At 58.5% G+C, this 21307-nt stretch carries 17 protein-coding genes; 4 read left to right on the top strand and 13 right to left on the bottom strand.

The annotated features are described in order from the left end of the window. Positions 1–3 precede the first annotated feature (3 nt). Positions 4–951 (top strand): class I SAM-dependent methyltransferase, encoded by a 948-nt coding sequence (locus ABD827_RS04815; protein WP_344962874.1) that lies wholly within the window; start codon positions 4–6, stop codon positions 949–951. Positions 952–959: 8 nt separating this feature from the next. Here ABD827_RS04815 and ABD827_RS04810 read toward each other — a convergent pair whose 3' ends face one another. The 3 genes from ABD827_RS04810 to ABD827_RS04800 all read right to left on the bottom strand — a co-directional run bounded on the left by ABD827_RS04810 (position 960) and on the right by ABD827_RS04800 (position 5396). Beyond that, positions 960–3041: a sensor domain-containing diguanylate cyclase gene (locus tag ABD827_RS04810; RefSeq protein WP_344962872.1), complete on the bottom strand. Its 2082-nt coding sequence runs from the start codon at positions 3039–3041 to the stop codon at positions 960–962. A 34-nt stretch (positions 3042–3075) separates the two neighbouring features. Continuing rightward, positions 3076–3666 carry a biliverdin-producing heme oxygenase gene (locus tag ABD827_RS04805; protein WP_344962869.1) on the bottom strand — a complete coding sequence of 197 codons (591 nt, stop codon included), beginning with the start codon at positions 3664–3666 and terminating at the stop codon, positions 3076–3078. Positions 3667–3839: 173 nt separating this feature from the next. Beyond that, entirely contained in the window at positions 3840–5396 is a 1557-nt protein-coding gene (locus ABD827_RS04800) for a methyl-accepting chemotaxis protein (RefSeq protein ID WP_344962867.1), read from the bottom strand. A 344-nt stretch (positions 5397–5740) separates the two neighbouring features. Between ABD827_RS04800 and ABD827_RS04795 the strand changes: the two genes are divergently transcribed. From ABD827_RS04795 to fabA, 3 genes are all read left to right on the top strand, one after another. Further along, positions 5741–6472: a hypothetical protein gene (locus ABD827_RS04795; RefSeq protein ID WP_298722581.1), complete on the top strand. Its 732-nt coding sequence runs from the start codon at positions 5741–5743 to the stop codon at positions 6470–6472. A gap of 201 nt (positions 6473–6673) precedes the next feature. Next, positions 6674–8629 (top strand): Lon protease family protein, encoded by a 1956-nt coding sequence (locus ABD827_RS04790; RefSeq protein WP_344962863.1) that lies wholly within the window; start codon positions 6674–6676, stop codon positions 8627–8629. Between the two features lie 104 nt (positions 8630–8733). Then, positions 8734–9264, top strand: coding sequence for a 3-hydroxyacyl-[acyl-carrier-protein] dehydratase FabA (fabA, locus tag ABD827_RS04785; protein WP_344962861.1), 531 nt, complete (start codon positions 8734–8736; stop codon positions 9262–9264). Positions 9265–9330: 66 nt separating this feature from the next. On the opposite strand, the gene rmf is transcribed toward fabA, so the two are convergent. The 10 genes from rmf to ABD827_RS04735 form a co-directional block, all read right to left on the bottom strand. Then, positions 9331–9507, bottom strand: a complete 177-nt coding sequence (gene rmf / locus ABD827_RS04780) for a ribosome modulation factor (RefSeq protein ID WP_071474110.1) — start codon at positions 9505–9507, stop codon at positions 9331–9333. Between the two features lie 626 nt (positions 9508–10133). Beyond that, complete coding sequence (gene uup, locus ABD827_RS04775) at positions 10134–12047, bottom strand: ATP-binding cassette ATPase Uup (protein ID WP_344962857.1); 1914 nt, start codon at positions 12045–12047, stop codon at positions 10134–10136. After that, positions 12044–12277 carry a glutaredoxin family protein gene (locus ABD827_RS04770; protein WP_298722562.1) on the bottom strand — a complete coding sequence of 78 codons (234 nt, stop codon included), beginning with the start codon at positions 12275–12277 and terminating at the stop codon, positions 12044–12046. The genes uup and ABD827_RS04770 overlap by 4 nt, the downstream gene beginning before the upstream one ends. Beyond that, complete coding sequence (gene rlmKL / locus ABD827_RS04765) at positions 12277–14376, bottom strand: bifunctional 23S rRNA (guanine(2069)-N(7))-methyltransferase RlmK/23S rRNA (guanine(2445)-N(2))-methyltransferase RlmL (protein ID WP_344962855.1); 2100 nt, start codon at positions 14374–14376, stop codon at positions 12277–12279. The genes ABD827_RS04770 and rlmKL overlap by 1 nt, the downstream gene beginning before the upstream one ends. A 361-nt stretch (positions 14377–14737) precedes the next feature. Continuing rightward, complete coding sequence (locus ABD827_RS04760) at positions 14738–15016, bottom strand: hypothetical protein (RefSeq protein ID WP_344962853.1); 279 nt, start codon at positions 15014–15016, stop codon at positions 14738–14740. Then, complete coding sequence (locus ABD827_RS04755) at positions 15013–15327, bottom strand: hypothetical protein (RefSeq protein ID WP_344962851.1); 315 nt, start codon at positions 15325–15327, stop codon at positions 15013–15015. Before ABD827_RS04755 ends, ABD827_RS04760 begins: the two co-directional genes overlap by 4 nt. Beyond that, positions 15324–17057: a phage head spike fiber domain-containing protein gene (locus ABD827_RS04750; RefSeq protein ID WP_344962849.1), complete on the bottom strand. Its 1734-nt coding sequence runs from the start codon at positions 17055–17057 to the stop codon at positions 15324–15326. Before ABD827_RS04750 ends, ABD827_RS04755 begins: the two co-directional genes overlap by 4 nt. Positions 17058–17099: 42 nt before the next feature. Beyond that, positions 17100–17399: a DUF4376 domain-containing protein gene (locus ABD827_RS04745; RefSeq protein ID WP_344962847.1), complete on the bottom strand. Its 300-nt coding sequence runs from the start codon at positions 17397–17399 to the stop codon at positions 17100–17102. Next, complete coding sequence (locus tag ABD827_RS04740; RefSeq protein ID WP_344962845.1) at positions 17374–17724, bottom strand: hypothetical protein; 351 nt, start codon at positions 17722–17724, stop codon at positions 17374–17376. Before ABD827_RS04740 ends, ABD827_RS04745 begins: the two co-directional genes overlap by 26 nt. An 8-nt stretch (positions 17725–17732) precedes the next feature. Beyond that, positions 17733–21302 (bottom strand): TipJ family phage tail tip protein, encoded by a 3570-nt coding sequence (locus ABD827_RS04735; protein ID WP_344962843.1) that lies wholly within the window; start codon positions 21300–21302, stop codon positions 17733–17735. Between the last annotated feature and the right edge of the window lie 5 nt (positions 21303–21307).

The raw sequence follows: 21307 nt of genomic DNA, 5'->3' as shown, positions 1-21307 counted from the left end.
CCCATGGATACCCACGCCCTGCCCGTTTTTTATCGCCAACTGTGTGCCGCCTTCGAGCAGGCCCAAGATGAACACCCCGATGAGATTCGGCGGCTGTTTCATGGCCGGGGCCGCTGCTGGCCGGGGCTGGAGCAGCTCACCGCCGACTGGCTGGATGGGCAGTTGCTGGTGTCCTTGTTCAAGGAGCCAACAAGCGAGTTTCTGACCGAGCTTAACACCCTGCTGCACAGTCTGACCGAGCAGGACGCCTGGCAACAGAGCGGTGCCCGCGCCTTGTTACTACAACACCGCAGCCGGGAAGGCGCACCGGTAGAGGTAATATGGGGAACGCTGGAGCCACGCCCCCGAGTGCGCGAGCAGGGCCTGCACTATCAGCTGGAGCTTGGGCGTAATCAGAATCACGGGCTGTTTCTCGATATGCGGCTCGGGCGCCGCTGGGTGCGGCAACAGGCGCGGGGCAAGCGAATACTGAATCTGTTTGCCTATACCTGCGGCTTTTCGGTGGCGGCCATCGAAGGCGGCGCCGAGCAGGTGGTCAATCTGGACATGGCCCGGGCGGCGCTGAGTCGGGGCCGGGACAATCACCGGCTCAACCGGCACGATCTGGGCAAGGTGGCCTTTCTCGGTCATGAGCTGTTCAAGTCCTGGGGCAAGGTGCGCAAACTGGGACCCTATGATCTGATCATCATAGATCCGCCGTCATTCCAGAAGGGCAGCTTTGCCCTGACCCAGGACTACCACAAGATACTGCGCCGCCTGCCCGAGCTGCTGGCCGAAAATGGTCAGGTGCTGGCCTGTGTCAACGATCCGAATGTGCCCAGCCGGTTTCTGATCGATAACATGGCCGAGCAGGCGCCAGCCTTGCACTTTGTCGAGCGGCTGGACAACCCGCCCGAGTTTGCCGACATAGACCCGGAGGCCGGACTCAAGGCGCTGGTGTTTGGACGCTGAAGCGGCAGCTACGGGATGCTCCCTTGGTCATCTTCGACCATGACCCGATTTCGTCCCCCCTGCTTGGCGGCATACATGGCCGTGTCGGCCCGCTCCACCAGGCTCTTGCGGTCGTCTCCGGGGCGCCATTGACTGACCCCCAGGCTGATGGTCACCCGACCCGCGGCGCCGAAGTCGGTTGCACCGACCGCTCGTCTGATCCGTTCGGCCAGCGCTTTTCCGTCATCCAGGCCACAACCTGATGCCAGAATCACAAACTCCTCCCCTCCCCAGCGCCCCAGACAGTCATTGTCTCTCAGCGTCCTGGTGATGACCTCTGCCAGGGTAGCCAGTACCGCATCGCCGGCCTCGTGCCCGTGCCGATCATTGATGCGCTTGAAAAAGTCCACATCCAGCATCAGCAACGCCAATGGCTGCCCCAGACGTACCGCCAGACCGATATCGGTCTCAATCGCCTGTTCGATACGATAACGATTCCAGACCCGGGTGAGTGCATCCGTGGTGGCGATCCCTTCCAGGCGCCGGTTGACCTGAGTCAGTCGGTTATTGAGATCACTGATAGCCTTGACCAGAATCGCCACGGTGACATCTTCGCCGATATCCAGTGCCGCCCGTTGCTCCCGCGGTAACCAGGGATCGCTTTGCTCGTGCACCTCCTCTACCCAGGTTTCAAAGGAGCGCTGCGGTGACAGAATCCGCTGACCATCTTCCATCTGCGACATGGCCTCCAACCGCCCGGCCCAGCGATAGCTTTTCAGTCGTTCGGCGCGGAACAACAACAACCAGTCTCGCTGTTTCGCATCCACGGGGAGAGGTACTGCCAACAAGCCGGCATATTCCGGCCGTCCGCATACGTCACTCAGCGGCGTCGAGGCCAGATGCTGACTGCACCATACCCCGCTTCCCTGATGATGCGCATTCAGCCAGGCTCCCACTCTCGACAATTCGTCTTTTGGCGGCACCTGACCCGAGCTGCATATCCGCCCGTTATGGATCAGCGCCACCCCGCCGGCATTGAACACGTCCAGCCATTCTTTGCTCCGGTGCTGCAACAGCTCCCCGGGTTCCTGAAACCCTGTCTGAGCCTCACCCAAGAGCTCGCGACATTCCTGAACCCGTCGCAGGTACGCCGTTTCATCCCGGGACTTGAGCAGAAACAGCCGCTGGGTCGTCATCTGCACCAGGGTGTAAACCGCGTCACGCACCAGTGGCGACAAAGACGTCGGCACCAGGCCATGACAGGCAAGCAGCCCCCAGAGGCCGCTGTCACCCTGAATAGCCACAGACAATGCCGCCTGTACGCCCATGTTGCACATATAGTCCAGATGCCTGGGCGACACCGCCCGCAGCACGCCCGGAGACAAGTCCAGCGGCTCCGGGTGCTCGGGATCCACCGCCGGCACCAGCGGCACCGCCGCCACGGTGGCATCGGGAATGCTGCGCACCGGGTTGATCAGATAAAGGCCGCGCACCTGTGGCGGTATATCGCTGGCCGGAAACGAATGGCCAAGGTAGCCGGACGCCTGTTCACTGCGGCTTTCGGCAACCACGGTACCGTGCCAGTCGGCATCAAACCGGTACACCATGACTCTGTCATGACCAGTCAGTGAGCGAACTGCCTCTACCAGCAACTGCAGCAGTGTATCCTCAGTCTCGGCACCGGCGATTCGAGTCAGCCATTCATTCACCGCCGGCAGCAAACGCTGCTCTGTCATACCGCCTACCCGCTCCAGCTCTATCAGTACCCGCTGGCGGTGACGATAGGCGATGATCCGGAAACGACAACGACAGCCATTAATCTGTCGGTGGATAGTCAGGGTGCCGGGCAGTCGCTCCCTTTGCTGCAGCTCCTGCCGCAGCCGATTGATCAACCTGGCGCCGAGTAGCTGCGAGGGCGTTGCCTGCAAGGCTTGCGATACACCGATCCCCAACACCTGTTCGATATTGGCGCTAATCTGCACAATAACCGCGAGTTCATGATCAAGACTCAGCAGGCAACCGGCAGGCTGAATCGCGCCGGGGGCATGTACCGCTTCACGGTTGCACTGCGCCTGTAGCGCAGTCAGTTCAGGAGTTATCTTGGGAGGCACGGTATCATTTCCAGTTAAAGGGATATCTTCAGCATCAGGCACAACCGAGACTCGCTGCTGCCTGATATTCATCGAGACCTGACAGGAACAATTGAAACGCGGCATCGGCTGCCGTCATCGCAGCCGGCTGCTCGGCAGCGGGACAATGCCGTTCGGCAAACGGCCAGAAGGCACTCCAGCTCTCCGCTTCCTCTGCAATGGAAAAATAACCACTCGGCACCCGGTCGCCCAGGCTGCGATGAACGTTGCGGGCGATAACCCGGCTGCCCAGCCGTGCTCCTTCCAGTACATACAGTAACCCGATGAGCTGCCCGGGACGACAAACCGTTAGCATTGGCGTTTTATCGATGATTGGCAACGGCTGATTCATGGCGGTCAGATCATCTGTCAGCGCCGGGGCTCGGGGCTGCAGCGGATAGTCCAGCTGCAGATGGTGCAAGCCGCGGGCGATGGCTTCTTCCAGCCGGCACTGAGCGGAATAGAGCGCCAGCAATGCCTGTAGGTAATCTTCGCTTGTCAGCCCGGAGCTGACAAGCGGACGTAACACCGAATGGCTGTCCAGACGATGATGAGCATCGCGGGTGGCCTGTCTGAGACAGGTACCCAGTGCACTGGTCACTTTCATGATACCTCTTGGAAATCATTAACACGCATCATCAAGGCGAATGATATGAGCGGAGATTATCGAGGAAAAGAACAGGTTTTTACATACAGGCACGCCAAAAAGAAACAGGCTTCGCACGGTGAACCCGCCGAAGCCTGTCTGTCGCTCATCAACAGGAGTGGCTGTGCCGCCCCTTAGGCCGGTTTGAATCGGGTGACCAGCTCCTGTAGCTCACCCGAGATTGACTTCAGGTAGGTAATGGATTGCGAGGCATTAACGGCACTGCCGGCACTGGAGTCGGCCAGGCCGGAGATATTGACCACCTGGCGATTGATGTCTTCCGACACATGGGCCTGCTCTTCTACCGCCGCCGCCATCTGGGTCGACATATCGGCAATATTGCCGACCGCATCCGAAATACCGTTCAGCATGACACCGCTTTCGATGACCCGCTCCAGTCCCAGTTCGGCATTGCTGGCCCCGTGATTGGCGATATGCACCGCATTGTCGGCCCGCGTCGTCAGCTCCTTGATAATGGCGTAGATTTCCCGGGTGGACTCCTGGGTACGTTTGGCCAGATTTCGCACCTCTTCCGCCACCACCGCAAAGCCACGCCCCTGCTCACCGGCTCTGGCCGCTTCAATGGCCGCATTCAGCGCCAGTAGGTTGGTTTGATCGGCAATCTGCTCAATCATCTGGGCTGCGCTGGCAATGTTGGCGGTCTGCTCCGACACCGCAGATACCGAATGACTGATTTCCGCTACCGTATCACGCAGTGTTTCTATCGACTTCTTGGTGACCTCGGCCAGGCCGGTGCCCTTGTTGACCAGCTCATTGGCCATCTCGGCCGACGCGGCGGTTTCATTGACATGGCGAGACACTTCGGCAATGGTCGAGGTCATTTCATTCATCGCCGTGGCCACCTGCAGGGTCTCCGCCTGTTGGCGTTCTATTTCCGAGCTGGTCACCTGAGTCAGTTCAAGACCGGTGTCGGTCTCGCGGGCGACATTGGTTGCGGCATTTTCAATGCGGGTGATCACGGTACCCAGGTGTGATGTCTGACTGAGAATGGCAACTTTCAACCGGCCGGTTTCCATGTTGTCATCGGTATAACTTTGTACCGCCAGATCATGTGAAAAGGCATTTTTCAACAGCGCATTCAATGACGCGACCGTGGACTTTCTGGCCAGTGTTACCCAACCGGCATAACCGAGCACACCGGCCAACAGCCACCCATGCGCCAGCATGGTATGACCATATAGCAGCAGTCCGGCCCAGCTTGTCAGCGCCAGCAGCAGAAACAGGTTTTCTGATGCGATATTCAGTCGAGGGGTGATTCGTTTATTATTTCGCATGTTGGCATAAAGTCGCTCGGCCCGGGCAACGTCCTCTTTGCGGGGCCGGGAGCGCACCGACTCGTAGCCGATGATGTGGCCATTGTGGGTCATCGGGGTCACATAGGCATCTACCCAGTAATAGTCCCCATTCTTGCACCGGTTCTTGACCAGCCCCATCCAGGGTTTACCGGCCAACAGATGCGTCCACATCATCTCAAAGGCCTGTACCGGCATGTCAGGGTGCCGCACTATGTTGTGGGGCTGCCCCAGCAACTCATCCCTTGCAAAGCCGCTCATCGCCACAAAGGCATCGTTGCATTCGATGATGTTGCCGTTTTTGTCGGTCACGGTAATCAGCTTTTCACCGTTGGTAAACACTTTCTCTCTGTCGGTGACGGGGAGATTTTTTCTCATATATCACTACCTTACTCAAAAAGCAGAGGTGAATGATCAGCATGAACACAACTGAATGACAGCCTCAGCTTGCGGCATGACAGCGCTCATACAGGGTCATAAACCTACAATAAAGATACTACAGGCAGGATAAAATCACGGAGGTACACTTGGCGATCCATCTGTCCAGAAGCTTGTTCCATACGGCTTGTTATATCGGCGTAAAAATGCAATAAAAACAGCCGGACTAACAACGAGGTCATATCGACAGTAAAGTCGATATACTTGAGCATTATCACAGTTTTACCACAAAAAATCAGCAGCCTCGGTTATGATCCGGACAACAAACGGCAACAAGAGACACCATGGATATCATTATCTCGGCCAGTAATGCCCTGACCAAATGGATGCAACTGACCTTGCCTCGGCAGCCCAGTCCCGATGGCAAACGCATCGGTACCCAACCGCTGAGCACCGGCTTTGCACAGGTCGCCTGGCAATGCCATGTGCTGGAGCACGGCAACAAGCGCGGGGCTCGCTACCATACGGTGATCGCGGTAGAAGCCTATAGCCGCTATGCCATTCTGCTGCCTTTTACCAGGCCGCCAACCCAGGTCGAGCTGGAAAAGGTGCTGCTGGAACGCTGGGGCAACGAGGCCTTGCACCTGGCGCTGAACAGCGGGGCCATCAACGACGACGAGCTGCCCCTGATGGCAGATTGTTTTGCCGGTCAGGCCTGTCACACCCGCTGGGTCAACAACACCGATCTCAGTATCAACGGCCATATCGCCGATGCGGGGCAATGGGTGCAACAGACCCTGGCACACGAGGGCATGGAATACCTGGACGACAATCACTGTTATGGCCTGGGCATGCACATCAACCAGCTGTACAAAACCGTAGGGGGCCAACGCACCAAGGCGTTTCGGCCCATGATACGCTTGCTGGACGATGCCCTGTTTCGTTTTGGCTCGGGCCTGGCGGCAACCAGCTACCCCGACACCCGGGTGGGTGACTTTCCCTGCCCGTATCCGGATCAGCCGGTGTGCAATAACGTGGTGGAGCTGGCACCATACCGCCGCCGACGGGCCCGCTGAGCAAAACAGGCGGCTCCGAGTCCTTTATCGCTGCCCGGAGCGCCGTGGCGTATCATCCCATCAATGATTAAATTACCGGCAATTACGCCGGAAAACGGCCATGAAAACGCGCTTTTTAGCGCATATTCACCATAGCGCTGTCGACCCCGGGCGTGGCTGCAGTATACTGACGGCAATTTACCAATGTTGATGAGTTTTTGAGTGCAGCCACTGAGTCACGTCGAACTGAACCCCGTCTTTACACTACCCGAACTCTCCACCCTGAACGATGTGCCCTCGCGGCCGTTCAGCGCGCTGCAGGCCCGGGTAGATTCCGCCTTCGCCACCCTGTCGGAACTGAACGCGGTCAATCCGGTGCTGTTACTCAACGGATTTCCGGGTACCGATTATGAAGAGCTGGTGCAGGATCTGGTCAGAAAGCATGCCAAGCATGCAGACCTGTTTGACCTCTGCTACGCTGAAAACCTGAATCATCCTCAAAAACCCATCTGGTTACGGTTGAAAGCTGGCACCGGCCTCGAGTTCTGTGAACTGGTCGGCCAGTTGCTGGAACTGTCGTCCCGCCACCTGGAAGCCGAGCACGTGGTGCAGCGGATCCTGAAAAAGCAGGGCAACGACGAAAAAGTTGCCGACTATCTGTCATTGCTGTCGCAGCATGTGGCCGCCGGTCAGGGCTTTAGCCACCCCGTATTGATCAACCTGATGGTGCACCGGCACGACAATACCATCCCCATTGTTTATGCCCGTCAGTTCACCCCCGAGCAGCTGTTTGGTGCCATTCACTTTCAAACCGAGCAGGGATCTGTGTTCAGTCACCATCATCTGCTGGAGCCCGGCCTGATCCATCAGGCCAACGGCGGTTACCTGATAGTACCGATTGAAGAGTTGCTCGATCAGCCCAACCTCTGGTTTCGGCTCAAGCATGCCCTCGCCGCCCGTCAGGTAGAATGGAGTCGGGCGGCAGAAATGACATCGTTCTACTTTCAGCCCGAGCCGCCGCCACTGGATATTCATCTGATCCTGGTTGGCGATCGACTGTCGGTGGCCGAGCTTTACCTGCTCGACCGGGAGCTCGATACCCTGGCGTTTTTGCGGGCCGACATTATTCCCGAATGGGATGTACGCGATGATCTCCCCTCTTACCTCGGCTTTCTGTCTCACCTGCGCCAGAAACACCAGCTGCTGGACATGGACACCGGCGCCATACTGCGTCTTTGCGGCTATGGATGCCGGCTGACCGAACACCAGCACCGGTTATCTCTGGTCGAATCCCAGCTGGTGGCCATGATGCAATTGTCGGACGTCATCGCCCGGCGCGAGCAGAGCGAACTGATTACCGAAGCCCATGTGGTGCTGGCTCAGCAAGAGCAGGATCACCGCCTGAGCTTTCTGGTGGAGCAGTCGGATCTGGGCGTGCGTGACGGCCAGTACCTGCTGCAGACCAGCGGCAAGATCGTTGGCCAAATCAATGGCCTGTCGGTCATTCAGATCACCGGCCACCCGTACGACTTCGGCGAGCCGGTACGACTCACCGCCACCGTGCACCTGGGCGATGGCGACGTGGTGGATATAGAGCGCAAGGCCGATCTGGCCGGTCATATTCATGCCAAGGCGATGATGATCATCCATGGCTATCTGGCCAACCTGTTCGGGGCCGAGCATCCTTCCCCCCTGTCCGCCAATCTGGTGTTCGAGCAGTCTTATCACGAGATAGACGGCGACAGCGCCTCGCTCACCGGCCTGTGTGCCCTGCTCTCGGCCCTGGCCAAAGAGCCGATTTATCAGCACTTTGCAGTAACCGGCGCCGTGGATCAGTTTGGTCATGTGCAACCGGTGGGCGGAGTAAACGAGAAAATAGAAGGCTTCTTCCGGCTGTGCAAGATTCAGGGGCTCACCGGACAGCAGGGTGTCTTGCTGCCGGCCAGCAATCGGCTGCAGCTCAACCTGTCGGATGAGGTCAGTGCTGCCATCGAAGCCGGCCAGTTTCATATTTACCCCGTCGCCCATGTCGAGCAGGCCATCGAGCTGCTCACCGGCAGCGTGGCCGGCGATGTCGAGCAACCGGATACGCTGTTCGGCCGCATTCGTGACCGCCTCGATGAACTGAACGGCCATACTGTGGAAACCGGCTTTTTACGGCGCCTGTTCCGACGCTGAAGTAATCAGACTGAAGTGATCGGACTTGTCTGGCGAACAACTGTTCGCTAAAGTGGCGCCAATTTGCAATCCAGGCCTTGGCCTGAACAAAACGGAATAGTGAAATGTCTTCACAAAAAGAACTGGGTAAACATTCCTTTACCAGAGAAGAATTGCTGGCCTGTAGCCAGGGTGAATTATTCGGCCCGGGCAACAGCCAGTTGCCGGCCCCCAACATGCTGATGATGGATCGCATCATGCGCATCAACGACGATGCCGGCGAACACGGCAAGGGCGAGATCATCGCCGAGCTGGATATCAATCCGGATCTGTGGTTCTTCGATTGCCACTTCCCCGGTGACCCGGTCATGCCCGGTTGTCTGGGTCTGGATGCCATGTGGCAGCTGGTCGGTTTCTTCCTGGGCTGGAAAGGCGGCCCCGGCAAGGGCCGTGCTTTGGGTGTGGGTGAAGTGAAGTTCACCGGTCAGATCCTGCCGACCGCCAAGAAAGTCACCTATAAAATCACCCTCAAGCGGGTGATCTGGCGCAAGCTGGTCATGGGCATCGCCGATGGTATCGTTGAAGTCGACGGCCGCGTGATCTATGAAGCAAAAGATCTGAAAGTCGGTCTCTTTACCGATACGTCCAGCTTCTGATAGAGAAGAGTGAAAATATTAAGGCCCCGACATGTCGGGGCCTTTTTTGTTGAAACGGTAATATCTTTATTTTATGAAGAGGCCCGAGCCCTTGTCTTCCATGGCATCTCGCCAACCCCCCAGCCAGTGTCCCTTGGCATCGAAATCATTATAGGGGCATTGCTCTTTTGCTCGACCACTGACGCCAGCCTGATAACCGCGGGTACGTGCTCTTTCCAGACGGTCACGTTTTTGTCTCTTCATAGGTATAACCCTCGTATAATCAACAAAAAGTGCACGGCAGCGTTACCACCGCCGCCTCTTATCAATAAGGGAATTAGGGCCCGAGATCAAGGCTAATTTTTAACCAAAAGCGTGACTTCTGGATTAACGACTGATATTTATGACATTTTTATTAATATCGAAGATGTCGAAATGTGAACTGGTTCACTCTGATCATATCCAAGCTGCGTGGCTTCCTCCTGAACACCGAGTTATACCAATCCCAGTAATAATCTGGTCATCTTTTAGATCTCGGTTCCAGAGGCAATAGAGCCGCCTCCCTCGACACGCTACGAGTACATCCATGTAAGCTCGGAAATGCCGTCCCTGGCATTTCACGGTCGTGGGAGGCGTTCTCTGTTGCCTCTTCTGGAACACCGAGTTGCCCGCAGGCCGTGATAACAGGCGACGCAGGAGCATCAAGGAGGGCAAAGGGATCTGCTCAGCCGACCATCACATGACAGGACGTCATGTGCTGAGCGTCACAAGGATGTGCTCGAAGCGGGTCGGCGGAGCGGACCCTTTGTCCGGGATTGATTCAGAAATTAAATAGCAAAATGCCCGCATCGGCGGGCATCTTGAAAGTAAAAAAGCGTGACGTCGGCGGCTTAGCCGGCGGACATGGCTTCCAGCTCTTCCCATCGGGCGAAGGCCACTTCCAGCTCGGCTTCGGCATCGGCCAGTTGCTGCAGGGTCGACTGGGTCTGCGCTTCGGGCTGGCCGAAAAAGTCCGGCCCATTGACCGTTTGCTGCAATGACGCTATCTGCTGCTCCAGCTGTTCCAGCTGCAACGGCAAACCATTCAGCTCTTGCTGCAGTTTATACGACAGCTTCTTGCCCGGCCTGGGTTTGTTCTCAGCCTTGTTGTCGGACTTGGCTGCCGGCTTGGCGGCTTTTTCTTTCGCTACCGCCACCTCGGTCTGATAGGACAACTGATGCTGCATGTCCTGATAGCCACCGACAAACTCGCTGACCTTGCCCTCGCCTTCAAACAACCAGCAATGGGTGGCGGTGTTGTCGATAAAGTCCCGATCGTGACTGACCAGCAGCAGGGTGCCTTTGTAATCGGCGAGCAACTCTTCGAGCAGCTCCAGGGTTTCGACGTCCAGATCGTTGGTCGGCTCATCGAGCACCAGCAGGTTGCTGGGCTTGAGGAACAGCCGCGCCAACAGCAGACGGTTTTTCTCGCCGCCCGACAGCGCTTTTACCGGGGTACGGGCGCGCTTGGGCTCGAACAGAAAATCCTGCAGGTAGCCGAGCACGTGCCGGCTGCGACCATTGACTTCCACTTCCTGCTTGCCTTCGGCCAGGTTGTCCATCACGGTGCGCTCGGGATCCAGCTGTTCCCGGTACTGATCGAAATAGGCCACGTCCAGCTTGGTGCCACACTTGAGGGTGCCATGCTGAGCTTGCAGTTTGCCCAACAGCAACTTGATCAGGGTACTCTTGCCGCAACCGTTGGGGCCCACCAGGGCAATTTTGTCGCCGCGCTGCACCAGGGTGGAAAAGTTCTTGAGCAACGGTTTGCCTTCGTAGGCAAAATCGATGTTCTCGGCCTCGAACACGATTTTGCCGGAACGACGCACATCGTCCAGGGTCACGCTGACCTTGCCGACGCTTTCACGACGCTGACTGCGCTCATTACGTAATGCCTTGAGGGCACGAACCCGACCTTCGTTACGGGTGCGGCGCGCCTTGACACCCTGGCGGATCCAGGCTTCTTCCTGCGCCAGGCGCTTGTCGAACAGCGCATTCTGCTCGGCTTCTACCCGCAGCGCTTCTTCCTTGCTGACCAGGTAGTCGTCGTAGTTGCCGGGCCAGCTGGACAGCAGGCCGCGATCCAGATCCACGATGCGGGTGGCCATCTTGCGAATAAAGGCACGATCGTGGCTGACGAAGACGATGGCACCCCTGAAGTCCACCAGAAAGCTTTCCAGCCAGGCAATGGCGTCGATATCCAGGTGGTTGGTCGGTTCGTCCAGCAGCAGAATATCCGGATCGTTGGTGAGTGCGCGGGCCAGAGCCACCTTGCGCAACCAGCCGCCCGACAGGTCGTTCAGCCGGGTATCGCCGTTCAGGCCGAGCAGGGTCAGGCTCTGATTGATACGGGTGTCAAACTGCCAGCCATTGGCATGCTCTACCTGCTCTTGCAGCCGCATCAGCTCATTCATGGCTTTTTCCGAGGTGTCGTGACACACCAGATCCAGCTGATGATGATACTTGGCCAGCAAGGCCCCCATCTCGGCCAAACCACCGGCCACATAGTCGAACACGGTTTGATCGTCGGCGACCTTGGGGGGATCCTGCTCGAGTCGGGCGATATTGATGTTCTGCTGCAGCTGACGACGGCCGTCGTCCAGCTGCAGTTCGCCGGCAATCACCTTCATCAGGGTCGACTTGCCGGCACCGTTACGGCCCACGATACAGACCCGTTCTCCGGCCAGTATATTGAATTCCAGCCCGTCCAGTAACGGGGCATCACCAAACGCCAACTGGGCGTTTTGCAGGGTTAACAAACTCATGAAGTCACTCGGTTAAAGGCAATAATATCGGCGGCGCTAAAGGGCCAGTCCAGCTCGGCGCCATCTTGTCGGCGCAAAACCGGAATCCGTACCGCGTAAGCGGCCAGCCATTGCTCATTGTTGATAATATCTTGTTGCTCTGTGTCACCAGCCAGGCCGCACTGCTCAAGCAATGCCCAGGCCTGTTCGCACAGGTGGCAACCATCGGTAGAAAACAGCGTCAGGCTCATCATCGGCTCCGGCGAATTTCCCAGCAGTTATGAATGTGCGGATTACGGGCGAAGTCTTTCGGCAGGCTGGCCTTGGTAATGTCTTTGGCCACCAGGCCCAATTCTTCCAGCCCGACCATGTCCATTTTGAAATGACGCTTGTTGTTGGAAAAAATCAGCAGGCCATCCGGACGCAGTCGATTACTCAGCAACCGCAGCAATTCGATATGGTCACGCTGCACGTCGAAGGCATCTTCCATTCGCTTGGAATTGGAGAAGGTCGGCGGATCGACGAAGATCAGGTCGTAATCGTCACCCGGCTTGCTCAACCAGTTCAGGCAGTCGGCCTGCACAAACTGGTGGCGACGACCGGTCAGACCGTTGAGCTGCATGTTGCGCTCGGCCCAGCCCAGATAGGTTCTGGACATGTCGACGGTGGTGGTGGATTTGGCGCCGCCCAGCCCCGCATGTACGGAGGCGGTGCCGGTATAGGCAAACAGATTGAGAAAATCCTTGCCCCTGGCCAGTTCGCCCAATTGTTTGCGGATGGGCCTGTGATCCAGAAACAGGCCGGTGTCGAGATAATCGTACAGGTTGACCAACAGGCGGGCGTTGTGCTCCTGCACTTCCAGCCACTGATCGCGACGATCCAGCTTTTCATACTGTTCCCTGCCCTGCTGGCGCGAACGGACTTTCAGTATCACCTTGCTGCCCTGTACGCCGGTAACCGCCATGGTCGCCTGCACCAGATCGTAGAAACGACCACGGGCCTTGTACTCGGGAATAGTTTTCGGTGCCGCGTATTCCTGAATGACGATATAGTCCTGATAACGGTCGATGGCGGCGTTGTATTCCGGCAAGTCCGCATCATAGAGTCGGTAGCAGTCAATCTGCTCGTTACGGGCCCATTTCTCCAGCGCCTTGATGTTCTTGGCCAGGCGGTTGGCAAAGTCTTCCGCCAGCGGGCGTGCTGCCCGGGCATCTTCGGCGATGTTATAATTACGCAGCTCACAGGCCAGGGCGCCGTTGAACAGCTTGTAGATTTTTTCGTGGCGCAGACGCAGGCAGCTGAGTAGCTCGGGCGAGCTGGAAATCAGACTGACGTGCCAGCCCTTGAACTGATCGCGCAGGGTATCACCCAGTTGCTGATGCAAGCCTAATAGAGAAGGAAACTCGCTCAAGCGTTCACCGTAAGGCGGGTTGGAGATCAACCAGCCGGGCTCGGCGGCGGGGTTGACCAGGGTGTTGACGCTGCCCTGGGCAAAACGGATAAGCCCGGCGACGCCGGCAGACTCGGCATTTTCCTGGGCGAAGGCCAGTACCCGCTTGTCCTGATCGAAACCATAAAGCTGCGTGTTGGCCTGCTTCATACCCCGGGTAGCACGTACCGTGGCCTCGGCGCTGATCTCCTGCCACAGGGCGCGATCGTGGCCGCTCCAGGCCATAAAGCCGAAGCGCACCCGCAACAGGCCCGGCGCCTGATCGGCCGCCATCAAGGCCGCTTCTATTAATAAGGTACCGGAACCACACATGGGATCGACCAGCGGGGTACTGATATCCCAGCCACTGCGCAGCAAAATGGCCGCGGCCAGGTTTTCCTTCAAGGGGGCTTCACCCGCCTGCTGGCGGTAGCCCCGTTGGTGCAGCGCCGGGCCGGACAAGTCCAGGGTAATGCTGAGCTGATTACGCTTGAGGTGCGCCAGAATACGAATGTCCGGCGTGCGCTTGTCCACGTTCGGCCGCTCGCCCCAGCGCTTGGTCAGCCGGTCGACGATGGCGTCCTTGATCTTGAGCGCCCCGTACTGGGTATTGGTGATGGCATCATTACCGCCGGAAAAGTCGACGGCAAAGGTCTGCCCTGGTTGAATATGCTGCTCCCACTCGATATTGGCCGCGCCCAGATAAAGGTCCATATCATCACGCATGGTGAAGTCGGCCAGTTGCAGCATGATACGCGACGCCAGTCGGGACCACATGCAGGCACGGTAAGCGGTGGCCAGTTCACCCTTGAAGGCCACACCGGCCACGGTTTCCTGAAGCGAGGTGGCGCCCAGGTTTTTCAGTTCTTCGGTGAGTAAGGATTCCAGGCCCTTGGGGCAGGTAGCAAAAAACGGCAGCATAGTCAGGCTTTTCAAATAAAAGAGGGCAGCATTATACCTGATTATGGAACGAGAAATAACAGAAGCTAACAGAGGCGCTCGGGGCGCGGGTTGCGGGGTGTTTTTTGTTGGGTGTAAGGGTGAGCATCTAACAAAGCGCGCCGATTTTTGACCCCTATGTGACCCCCAATGCAGGTGGGCAGGTTTAGCTGGGGCGCGAGGGATTTTAAATCCCCCTTGGTTTTCGGTATTGGCACGGGCTGGCGGGAGTTTCGGGGAATATGATTGGCGGGTAAGTAGCTGTTTTGCGGTGTTGCGAGGCGGGGTTATTCCCCGAGATTTGAGAGAAGAAGCCCGGCCATGTGCCGGCTTTTTTTTGTTTTTACGCCAGCCAGAAAATGACCAGGCACAAGGCCAGTCCGGCGACGGACGGCAGCAGCAGGTCGTTGACCAGGCCGTCCCGGTGCCAGGATTCCGGCAGAAAACCGGCACACCAGGGCATGCGGCTGCGGTTGGCTTTGTGGGCGGTGAGCCAGCGGTATTCTGCCTGGGCATGTTCGCGCCCGGCCCAAAACGCGGTCATGGCCAGTGCAGCCTGCCATTGCCAGTTAAATAAAAAAGCCGCCAGTACGGCGGCCAGGGTGATGATGGTGTGGCTCATGCAAACACCACCATCGGCGTGACCGGGTTAACCACTACACCGGCTGCGGTAAGGGTGTCGACCACCGACTGATGCCGGGTGCGCAAATTGGCGTGACATCCCGGCACTAATTCGGTCTCGGGATACTCATTACCGTCCCCGTCGGTGAGCATGACCCCGTTTGGCCGACGCAGATCGGACAGCCAGAACAGGTGGTGATCTGGGCTGTCGCCCAAGATCTGGTTGTCTTCATCCAGCGGCCGCAGCTGTGCCAGGGCGTCATGCAAGGTCTGCCGTTCGGCAGCATGAAGGTAAACGGTTAAATAGCTCATTGCGGGCCCCCCAGTGCGGCCATCTGTTCTGAAGTTAGGGTGCGGTGATAAACCCGTAACGCCTTCACCGAGCCGTCCATGGCATAGCCACTTGAGGAGTATCGGCCCAGGTGAATGTCTCCGCTGCGGGGGTACAGCATAGCTCCTGGGTCGGAATCTCCCAGCCACACCCCATCAGCGTACGCGCGAACAATGGACCCATCATAGGCTATCCCCAGTCGTCGCATACCCGGCGTCTCTAGGCCTGTAGGAAAGATTGATACGTGCGCGTTGTTAACCGACCCCGCGTAGAGTGCCCCGGTCTGGCTCAAGGCGAGACGTAAGCACCCCTCAGGGTGTGTGAGAGACCCTACTGTCAGCATATATATTAAATTAAAGGAGGTACCTAACGGCAAACTGTAATCCAGTACGAGGGTAAAGGGGCGGCCAGGGGCAGGCATGTTGTTGACGATCGGGATGCGAAGGGAGTCTGGCGAACGCAACACACCACTGGTATCCTCCGTTTTGATGTAGGGGCTCAAGCCTTTAGTTACCACCAGCCCGGTAAGCTGCACACCCGACCCGAGCGGCAAATTTAATCCCATGGAAAACAGGATCCAGTTGGCAGTAGCACCTGTCGTGCATTCCGCCCAGGCCGTACACCAAAACCAGTCATCATCGAGAGGAACCAGGGTTGCTGTGCCTTTGTTGGTGGAACTAAGGTTCACCGCCGTGAACGTACTCAGGTTAAACTCAAACGCCTGCCCGTCAAAGCCGTTGCCGACAGGAAATCCCAGTTGAAAGGTATCCTTTTCTGCAGCCTTAACAAATACACCCACTTGGTAGACCTGACTGTCCTCGGTAGTAAACGATGGCAGATAAATATAACTGGTCCCCTCAGTACCATCCCCCTCAATTTTCCAGCCGAGTTTGTTGTTTAGCGTCGTAATGGCGCCCAGTGATGCAAGGGTGCTACGGGCAGACTTCCACGAAACATTATTCAGATCTTCAGACCATTTCGTCACTGCCAGTGCGGCGTTATAGATGTCCACACCTTGGGATGAGATACCTGCTTCGTCTACCCCCTGAGTCGTCAGTTGTCCAAACTTGTTAATACTTTCGGCACCAGAAGTGCGGCTAAAGTCAGCGCTCTTGCTCGGCAGGTTAACCATCACCGACCCGTCTTGAGCGGCGCTCACGTCGATCTGGTCATGGGTGCCGTAGCCGCGCTCGATGCGCAGGCTGTCGTTAAATGGGATGAAGACATCGGGCTGGGGCAGCCTTGCGGTGGCGATGGCCTCGGCCACGGTGCTGAGGCCGCTGATTTCGCTGGTCTGGTCGCGCAGCGACTGGGTGTTGTCACGCAATGCCTCGGTGGCAGCCCGGGTCGCTTCGGCCTCGGTGGCCGCGGTTTCGGCGCGATCTCGGGCGGCCAGCACTTCATCGGCCAGGGGATTTCCCGGGCTGGCGGCGCTGGCAGCCAGCAGCAGTTCGTTGAGCGTAGACGCCGTGGTGTCGACGCTGATGTGCACGGTGCCGATAGTTTCTGGCCGAGTGTTACCCTGGCGCACCGTTACCCGGTGGCTACCCTGCTGCAGGGTCACGCTGTAGCTGCCGTCACTGCCGGTAAGAATGAGGCCGGTGGTGCCCTGCAGCACGTTGCTGGCGGTGGCCACGGCGTAAAACTTGATCTCGGTGTTGGCCAGCACGGCGCCGCCCGGTGTTTTGAGAATGCCGGAAACGGTGATCATAAAACCTCGATATGAAAAGGCCCGCACTGGGCGGGCATGGGGTTAGTCTTTCTGCCGCCAGCAATGGCGCTGCAGATGCTCGCAGTGCTTGGGCACCATCTGGGCTAGCTGCAGGAACTGGGTCCGGCTGAGCGGCACCATGTCGTTAGCCTGATTGCGCCACTCTACGCTGGTGATGCTGGGGTCGAGCAGCAGCCACAAGGCGCGGTTGGCGATGTCGGCACGACTGGCGGCATCGATTTGCCAGTGATGACCACCCCACTCCATGCCGGCGGTGAAGGCCTGGTCCCGCTCCTGATTGGCCCGGGCATGGCGCTCAGGCGAGCAGTGGCGTATTTTCAATGTTGAACTCCTTGCGCAGATAACGGGGCCCGGCATCCACCAGGATCACGTAGGTACCGGGGGCGTCGAACTCGAATTCCGGCTGTTCGGTGCAGTGGTACTCCACCCCCTCGATGGTGACCGTGCAGGGTATTGGTAGAGCCTCAAGGGTGTAATCGGCCTTCGGCTGTGGGGTGGCGGCGTCGTCAATCCAGTGGGTGTCGTCACGCACGTCGTCATCCACCCAGGCGGCCAGCTCGCCCTCCTGCAGCTGGGCCGCCACCACAAACAGCGGCGCGTCCACCAGGCGGGTGATTTCCCCGCTGGCGAGATAGAGTGCAAACATGGAGTCTCCTAGCGTTTGAGCACAATGGCGTAGAGGGTGCGGTAGCCCACCGCCACCGAGGCGTAGCTGTCCACCCGGCGCACCCGCAGGGTAATGGTTGCCGAGCCGGAGATGTTGGTGATGCGGGCGCCGCTCAGCATTTGCATGCCGTCGTCGATGTAGGCGTTTAGGTTCTCTGCCTGCAACAGACTGGAGCCGTTGCGCAACAACTGGTAATCGACGATGCCACCACCCGCACCGACCGAGTCACTTTTACTGACCCGGCAACTGAAGCCGATCAGCACATCCACCGGATAACCCATGCTGGGGATCACCAGCGTCTGCACCGTGGCCCAGCTGCCGGCGTTGCTCAGGGTGATGTTGTCCTGGGTGTAAATGCCGATGGGCACACTGATGGCATTGCCGGCGACGGTCAGGGTCTCCACCGAAGCGTTGCCCAGCACGGCGCTGGCGGCGGTGATAGCCCCCACTTTCATGTGCTCACCGTCGAGCGTGCGGAACTTGAGGTGCTCGCCCTCCAGGGTGTCGGCCTTGATGTGCTCGCCCAGTATGGTGCGGGCCACGAAGCGATCACCCCGAATGGTACCGAGGGCAATCATATCGCCGTCGATAAACAATGTTGGTGTTACCCAGGCCGTGCCGTCAAACATGCGCGAGCTGCTGGCGGTGATCACCCCACCGGCGTCGGTAGCATACAAGGTCAGCACCGTGTCATTGCCGGGCTGCATGCTGAACGCCGAAGTGAACAGCGCCGTGGTCAGCGCATCATCGGCGGAAAACTCGCCGGTGGCGGTTTTGAGCCGAAAAATACCGCCGTCGCCGTTGCGCAGGTCGCCCTTGCTGCCCACGGCGGTGCCGTCCAGCAGCCGCAGCTCGCCTTTTACCACCAGGGTCTTTTTGGTGTTGTCCCAGTACAGGTTGCGCTCGAGCGTGTCCGGGTCGGTAAACGACACAAAATCCGCCAGAAAATCCACAGCGCTGGCTTCGCTGCCGGCTGTAACGGTAATGCCACTCACCTTGCCCTGGGCGTTCACTACCAGAGCGGCCCGGTCATTGAGCAGCACCAGACCGCTACTGTTCTCATCCACCAGAGCTTGCAGTTCCGTTGCCCAATCCAGCTTGGGGATCTCGGGCCCAATCAGCTGCAGTATGTCCTCAGGCTGGAGCAGGGTTTTACTGCTGCCAACGGTCATGCCGCTGCGGCCGATGGCGTTAACCGCCACCACGCCATACCAGTAATTAGTGTCCGGCTTGAGCCCTTGCTGATCGAGGATGAATCCTCGGCCCAACAGATTGGTTTGCGCCGTCACCTCCGCCTGGCTGGTGCCGTGGTAGAACTCGTAACTGGTGCCCAGGCTATTGGCCGGGCCGGTGAATTCCGGGCGAATCGTGATGCTGAAGTTAGTGGCGGTAAAACTAAGCGAGTCCGGCGCGCGGGGCGGTGCCACGGTAAACGTCAGGTCCGTCGCCGGCCCTAGCTGCCCCTGGCCGTTCTTGGCCCGAATCTCGGCGGTATAACTGCCCTGAGTCACACCTCTGACGTAATACTCGGTGCTTTCTACCGTCGTACGCTCTGTGACGCGACCATTCAGCATTATTTTTATGTCGAACAGGATGCCCGCCAGCACTCGGGGTGTGTCCCAGGTCAGCCGCACCTGGGCGTTATCAGACTCCGGCAGCAGGTCTGCCTGCAGGTGCTCCACCGGTGGCAGCTTGCCGCCAATCAGGGTGTTGCTCGGCGGCTCGAATGCCAGGCCGTTTTCGATGATCTGGTGTTTTTCCGGTACGTGCTGCAGGGCGCTGATGGCATAGGTGCCCTGCTCGCGGTTTTCGCTGATGCCCACTACCCGCCACTTGCGCGGCGTCAGGCTGGCGGCACTGATGTTGAAGGTGTCCAGCGGTTGCAGGCCCAGTGGGTCATCCCCCAGCACCAGAGTGTCGGTGGCCCCCTCGGTCGGGCTAAACACCTGCAGTTGCTGTAATTGACTGTTGTGATCCAGATAGTGAAACCAGTTGACCTGGCCGGCCGTCAGGGTAATCGGCGCGTCCAGGGTAACCACGTTCTCGGCCACCGCCAGCACGCGGCCACCCAGCCGGGTGCCCGCATACTGATTGTCGATCACGTCAATAATGTCGCCCGGTAGGCATACCAATCCTTCGCGCCCAACCTCAAACGCCACTTGCTGACGCTCCAACTTCTCGGTGACCAGCATCCACTGACCGACTCGGCGCGCCTGGCCCCGCGAGGTACAGCCGAACGCCGTGGCTTTAAACAGATTCAGGCCGTAGCGGGCAATCAGCTCGTCGTCCTGTACGTATTCCGTCTGCTTTTCCCAGCCGTTGTCTTTATCCAGGTACTCGACCTGCACTGCCGTGTGGCGCGATTTGCGGGCGCTGGACTGGTAGCGAAACTGGCCGTCGATCACATTGCTGTTGTTGAACTGCCACACGCTGTCTTGCGGGCGGTCTTGATTTACACCCAGCTGCAGGCCATCCCACACCGGCATGCCGCGAAAAACCGAGGCCAAATCATTGATCACCTGGTAGGCCTGTCGCTGATCGGCAATAAACAGGTTGCAGGTAAAGCGCGGCTCCTGGCCGCCCCAGCCGTCATCCACCAGCTGATCGCAATACTGGGCAACTTCGTACAGTCGCCACTTGTCCGGCGCAAATCCGGCCATCGCTCTGCCCATGCCGTAGCGGGTATTGGTCAGCAAGTCGTACAGTATCCACGCCGGGTTATCGGTCCATTCCGGTTTGAAGCTGCCGTCCCAAATGCCGCTGTAAGTGCGCGCGTTCGGGTCGTAATTGCTGGGCACCTGAATGATGAGCCCGTACAGGTGATAGTTGCGCCGAGGGATGCTCTGGAACTGATCTGAATCGAAGCGCAGACCTACCAGCGCCGAATTGGGATAGGTCAGTTTGGCATCGATAATTTCGGTGTAGCTGTGCCACTGGGTTTGGTTCTGCAGGCTGTCCGAGGTGGAATCCGGCGTCACCCTCACCACCCGCACATTCCACGGCCGCACGGTTGAGGGCGGGCCGACGACGTGGGACTCGGTATATGGCGACTTGGTTTTGCCCGAGATGACCACCTGCTTTGCCAGCGTCCAGGCGCCATCGGATCCCGTCTCGATCCGCAGCTCCACCGCGCTACCCTCGCGGTCGCTGTGTTCATTCCTGTAGATCAGCGCCGACACACCAATGGTCACCCGCACCCGGTTAACGTCCGGGTTGGTGATGGTTCTGACCAATGGCGTGCTTTGCTTGACCTCGGCGCTGACCGCTACCTCGGTTTCCAGCGCCGACTGCTCAGGCAGTATATCCTGCACCTGATGCCCGGCTCGCCACGCAATATCGACGCCGCTGAAGTTGGCGCTGGCGTCGGCATTTAGCACCGGCGTGTCATTCAGATACACCGACTCCAGGCCGTCAACCGGACCCAGAATCGGCCCCTCACAAATCAAATCCACGATCTGTGCCCGCTGGCGGGATTTGAGCGTATCCGGCTGCTCTACCGGTGTGCGCGCGCTACCGCCGCCACCTCCGCCGCCGCCTTTTCCGCCGCCACCACCCATGCTAT

Source organism: Oceanisphaera sediminis (assembly GCF_039539745.1).
Taxonomy (GTDB): Bacteria; Pseudomonadota; Gammaproteobacteria; order Enterobacterales; family Aeromonadaceae; genus Oceanimonas; species Oceanimonas sediminis.
Note: the sequence above shows the minus strand (reverse complement) of the source record. Positions and strands in the feature narration are given on the sequence as shown.

Excerpts from the sequence above, each read along its gene's own strand:
- ABD827_RS04805 (WP_344962869.1), bottom strand. The coding sequence starts at position 3,666 with ATGAAAGTGACCAGTGCACTGGGTACCTGTCTCAGACAGGCCACCCGC.
- uup (WP_344962857.1), bottom strand. The coding sequence starts at position 12,047 with ATGAGTTTGTTAACCCTGCAAAACGCCCAGTTGGCGTTTGGTGATGCC.
- ABD827_RS04795 (WP_298722581.1), top strand. The coding sequence starts at position 5,741 with ATGGATATCATTATCTCGGCCAGTAATGCCCTGACCAAATGGATGCAA.
- ABD827_RS04760 (WP_344962853.1), bottom strand. The coding sequence starts at position 15,016 with ATGAGCCACACCATCATCACCCTGGCCGCCGTACTGGCGGCTTTTTTA.
- fabA (WP_344962861.1), top strand. The coding sequence starts at position 8,734 with ATGTCTTCACAAAAAGAACTGGGTAAACATTCCTTTACCAGAGAAGAA.
- ABD827_RS04800 (WP_344962867.1), bottom strand. The coding sequence starts at position 5,396 with ATGAGAAAAAATCTCCCCGTCACCGACAGAGAGAAAGTGTTTACCAAC.
- ABD827_RS04735 (WP_344962843.1), bottom strand. The coding sequence starts at position 21,302 with ATGGGTGGTGGCGGCGGAAAAGGCGGCGGCGGAGGTGGCGGCGGTAGC.
- ABD827_RS04770 (WP_298722562.1), bottom strand. The coding sequence starts at position 12,277 with ATGAGCCTGACGCTGTTTTCTACCGATGGTTGCCACCTGTGCGAACAG.
- ABD827_RS04815 (WP_344962874.1), top strand. The coding sequence starts at position 4 with ATGGATACCCACGCCCTGCCCGTTTTTTATCGCCAACTGTGTGCCGCC.
- ABD827_RS04755 (WP_344962851.1), bottom strand. The coding sequence starts at position 15,327 with ATGAGCTATTTAACCGTTTACCTTCATGCTGCCGAACGGCAGACCTTG.
- ABD827_RS04750 (WP_344962849.1), bottom strand. The coding sequence starts at position 17,057 with ATGATCACCGTTTCCGGCATTCTCAAAACACCGGGCGGCGCCGTGCTG.
- rlmKL (WP_344962855.1), bottom strand. The coding sequence starts at position 14,376 with ATGCTGCCGTTTTTTGCTACCTGCCCCAAGGGCCTGGAATCCTTACTC.
- rmf (WP_071474110.1), bottom strand. The coding sequence starts at position 9,507 with ATGAAGAGACAAAAACGTGACCGTCTGGAAAGAGCACGTACCCGCGGT.
- ABD827_RS04740 (WP_344962845.1), bottom strand. The coding sequence starts at position 17,724 with ATGTTTGCACTCTATCTCGCCAGCGGGGAAATCACCCGCCTGGTGGAC.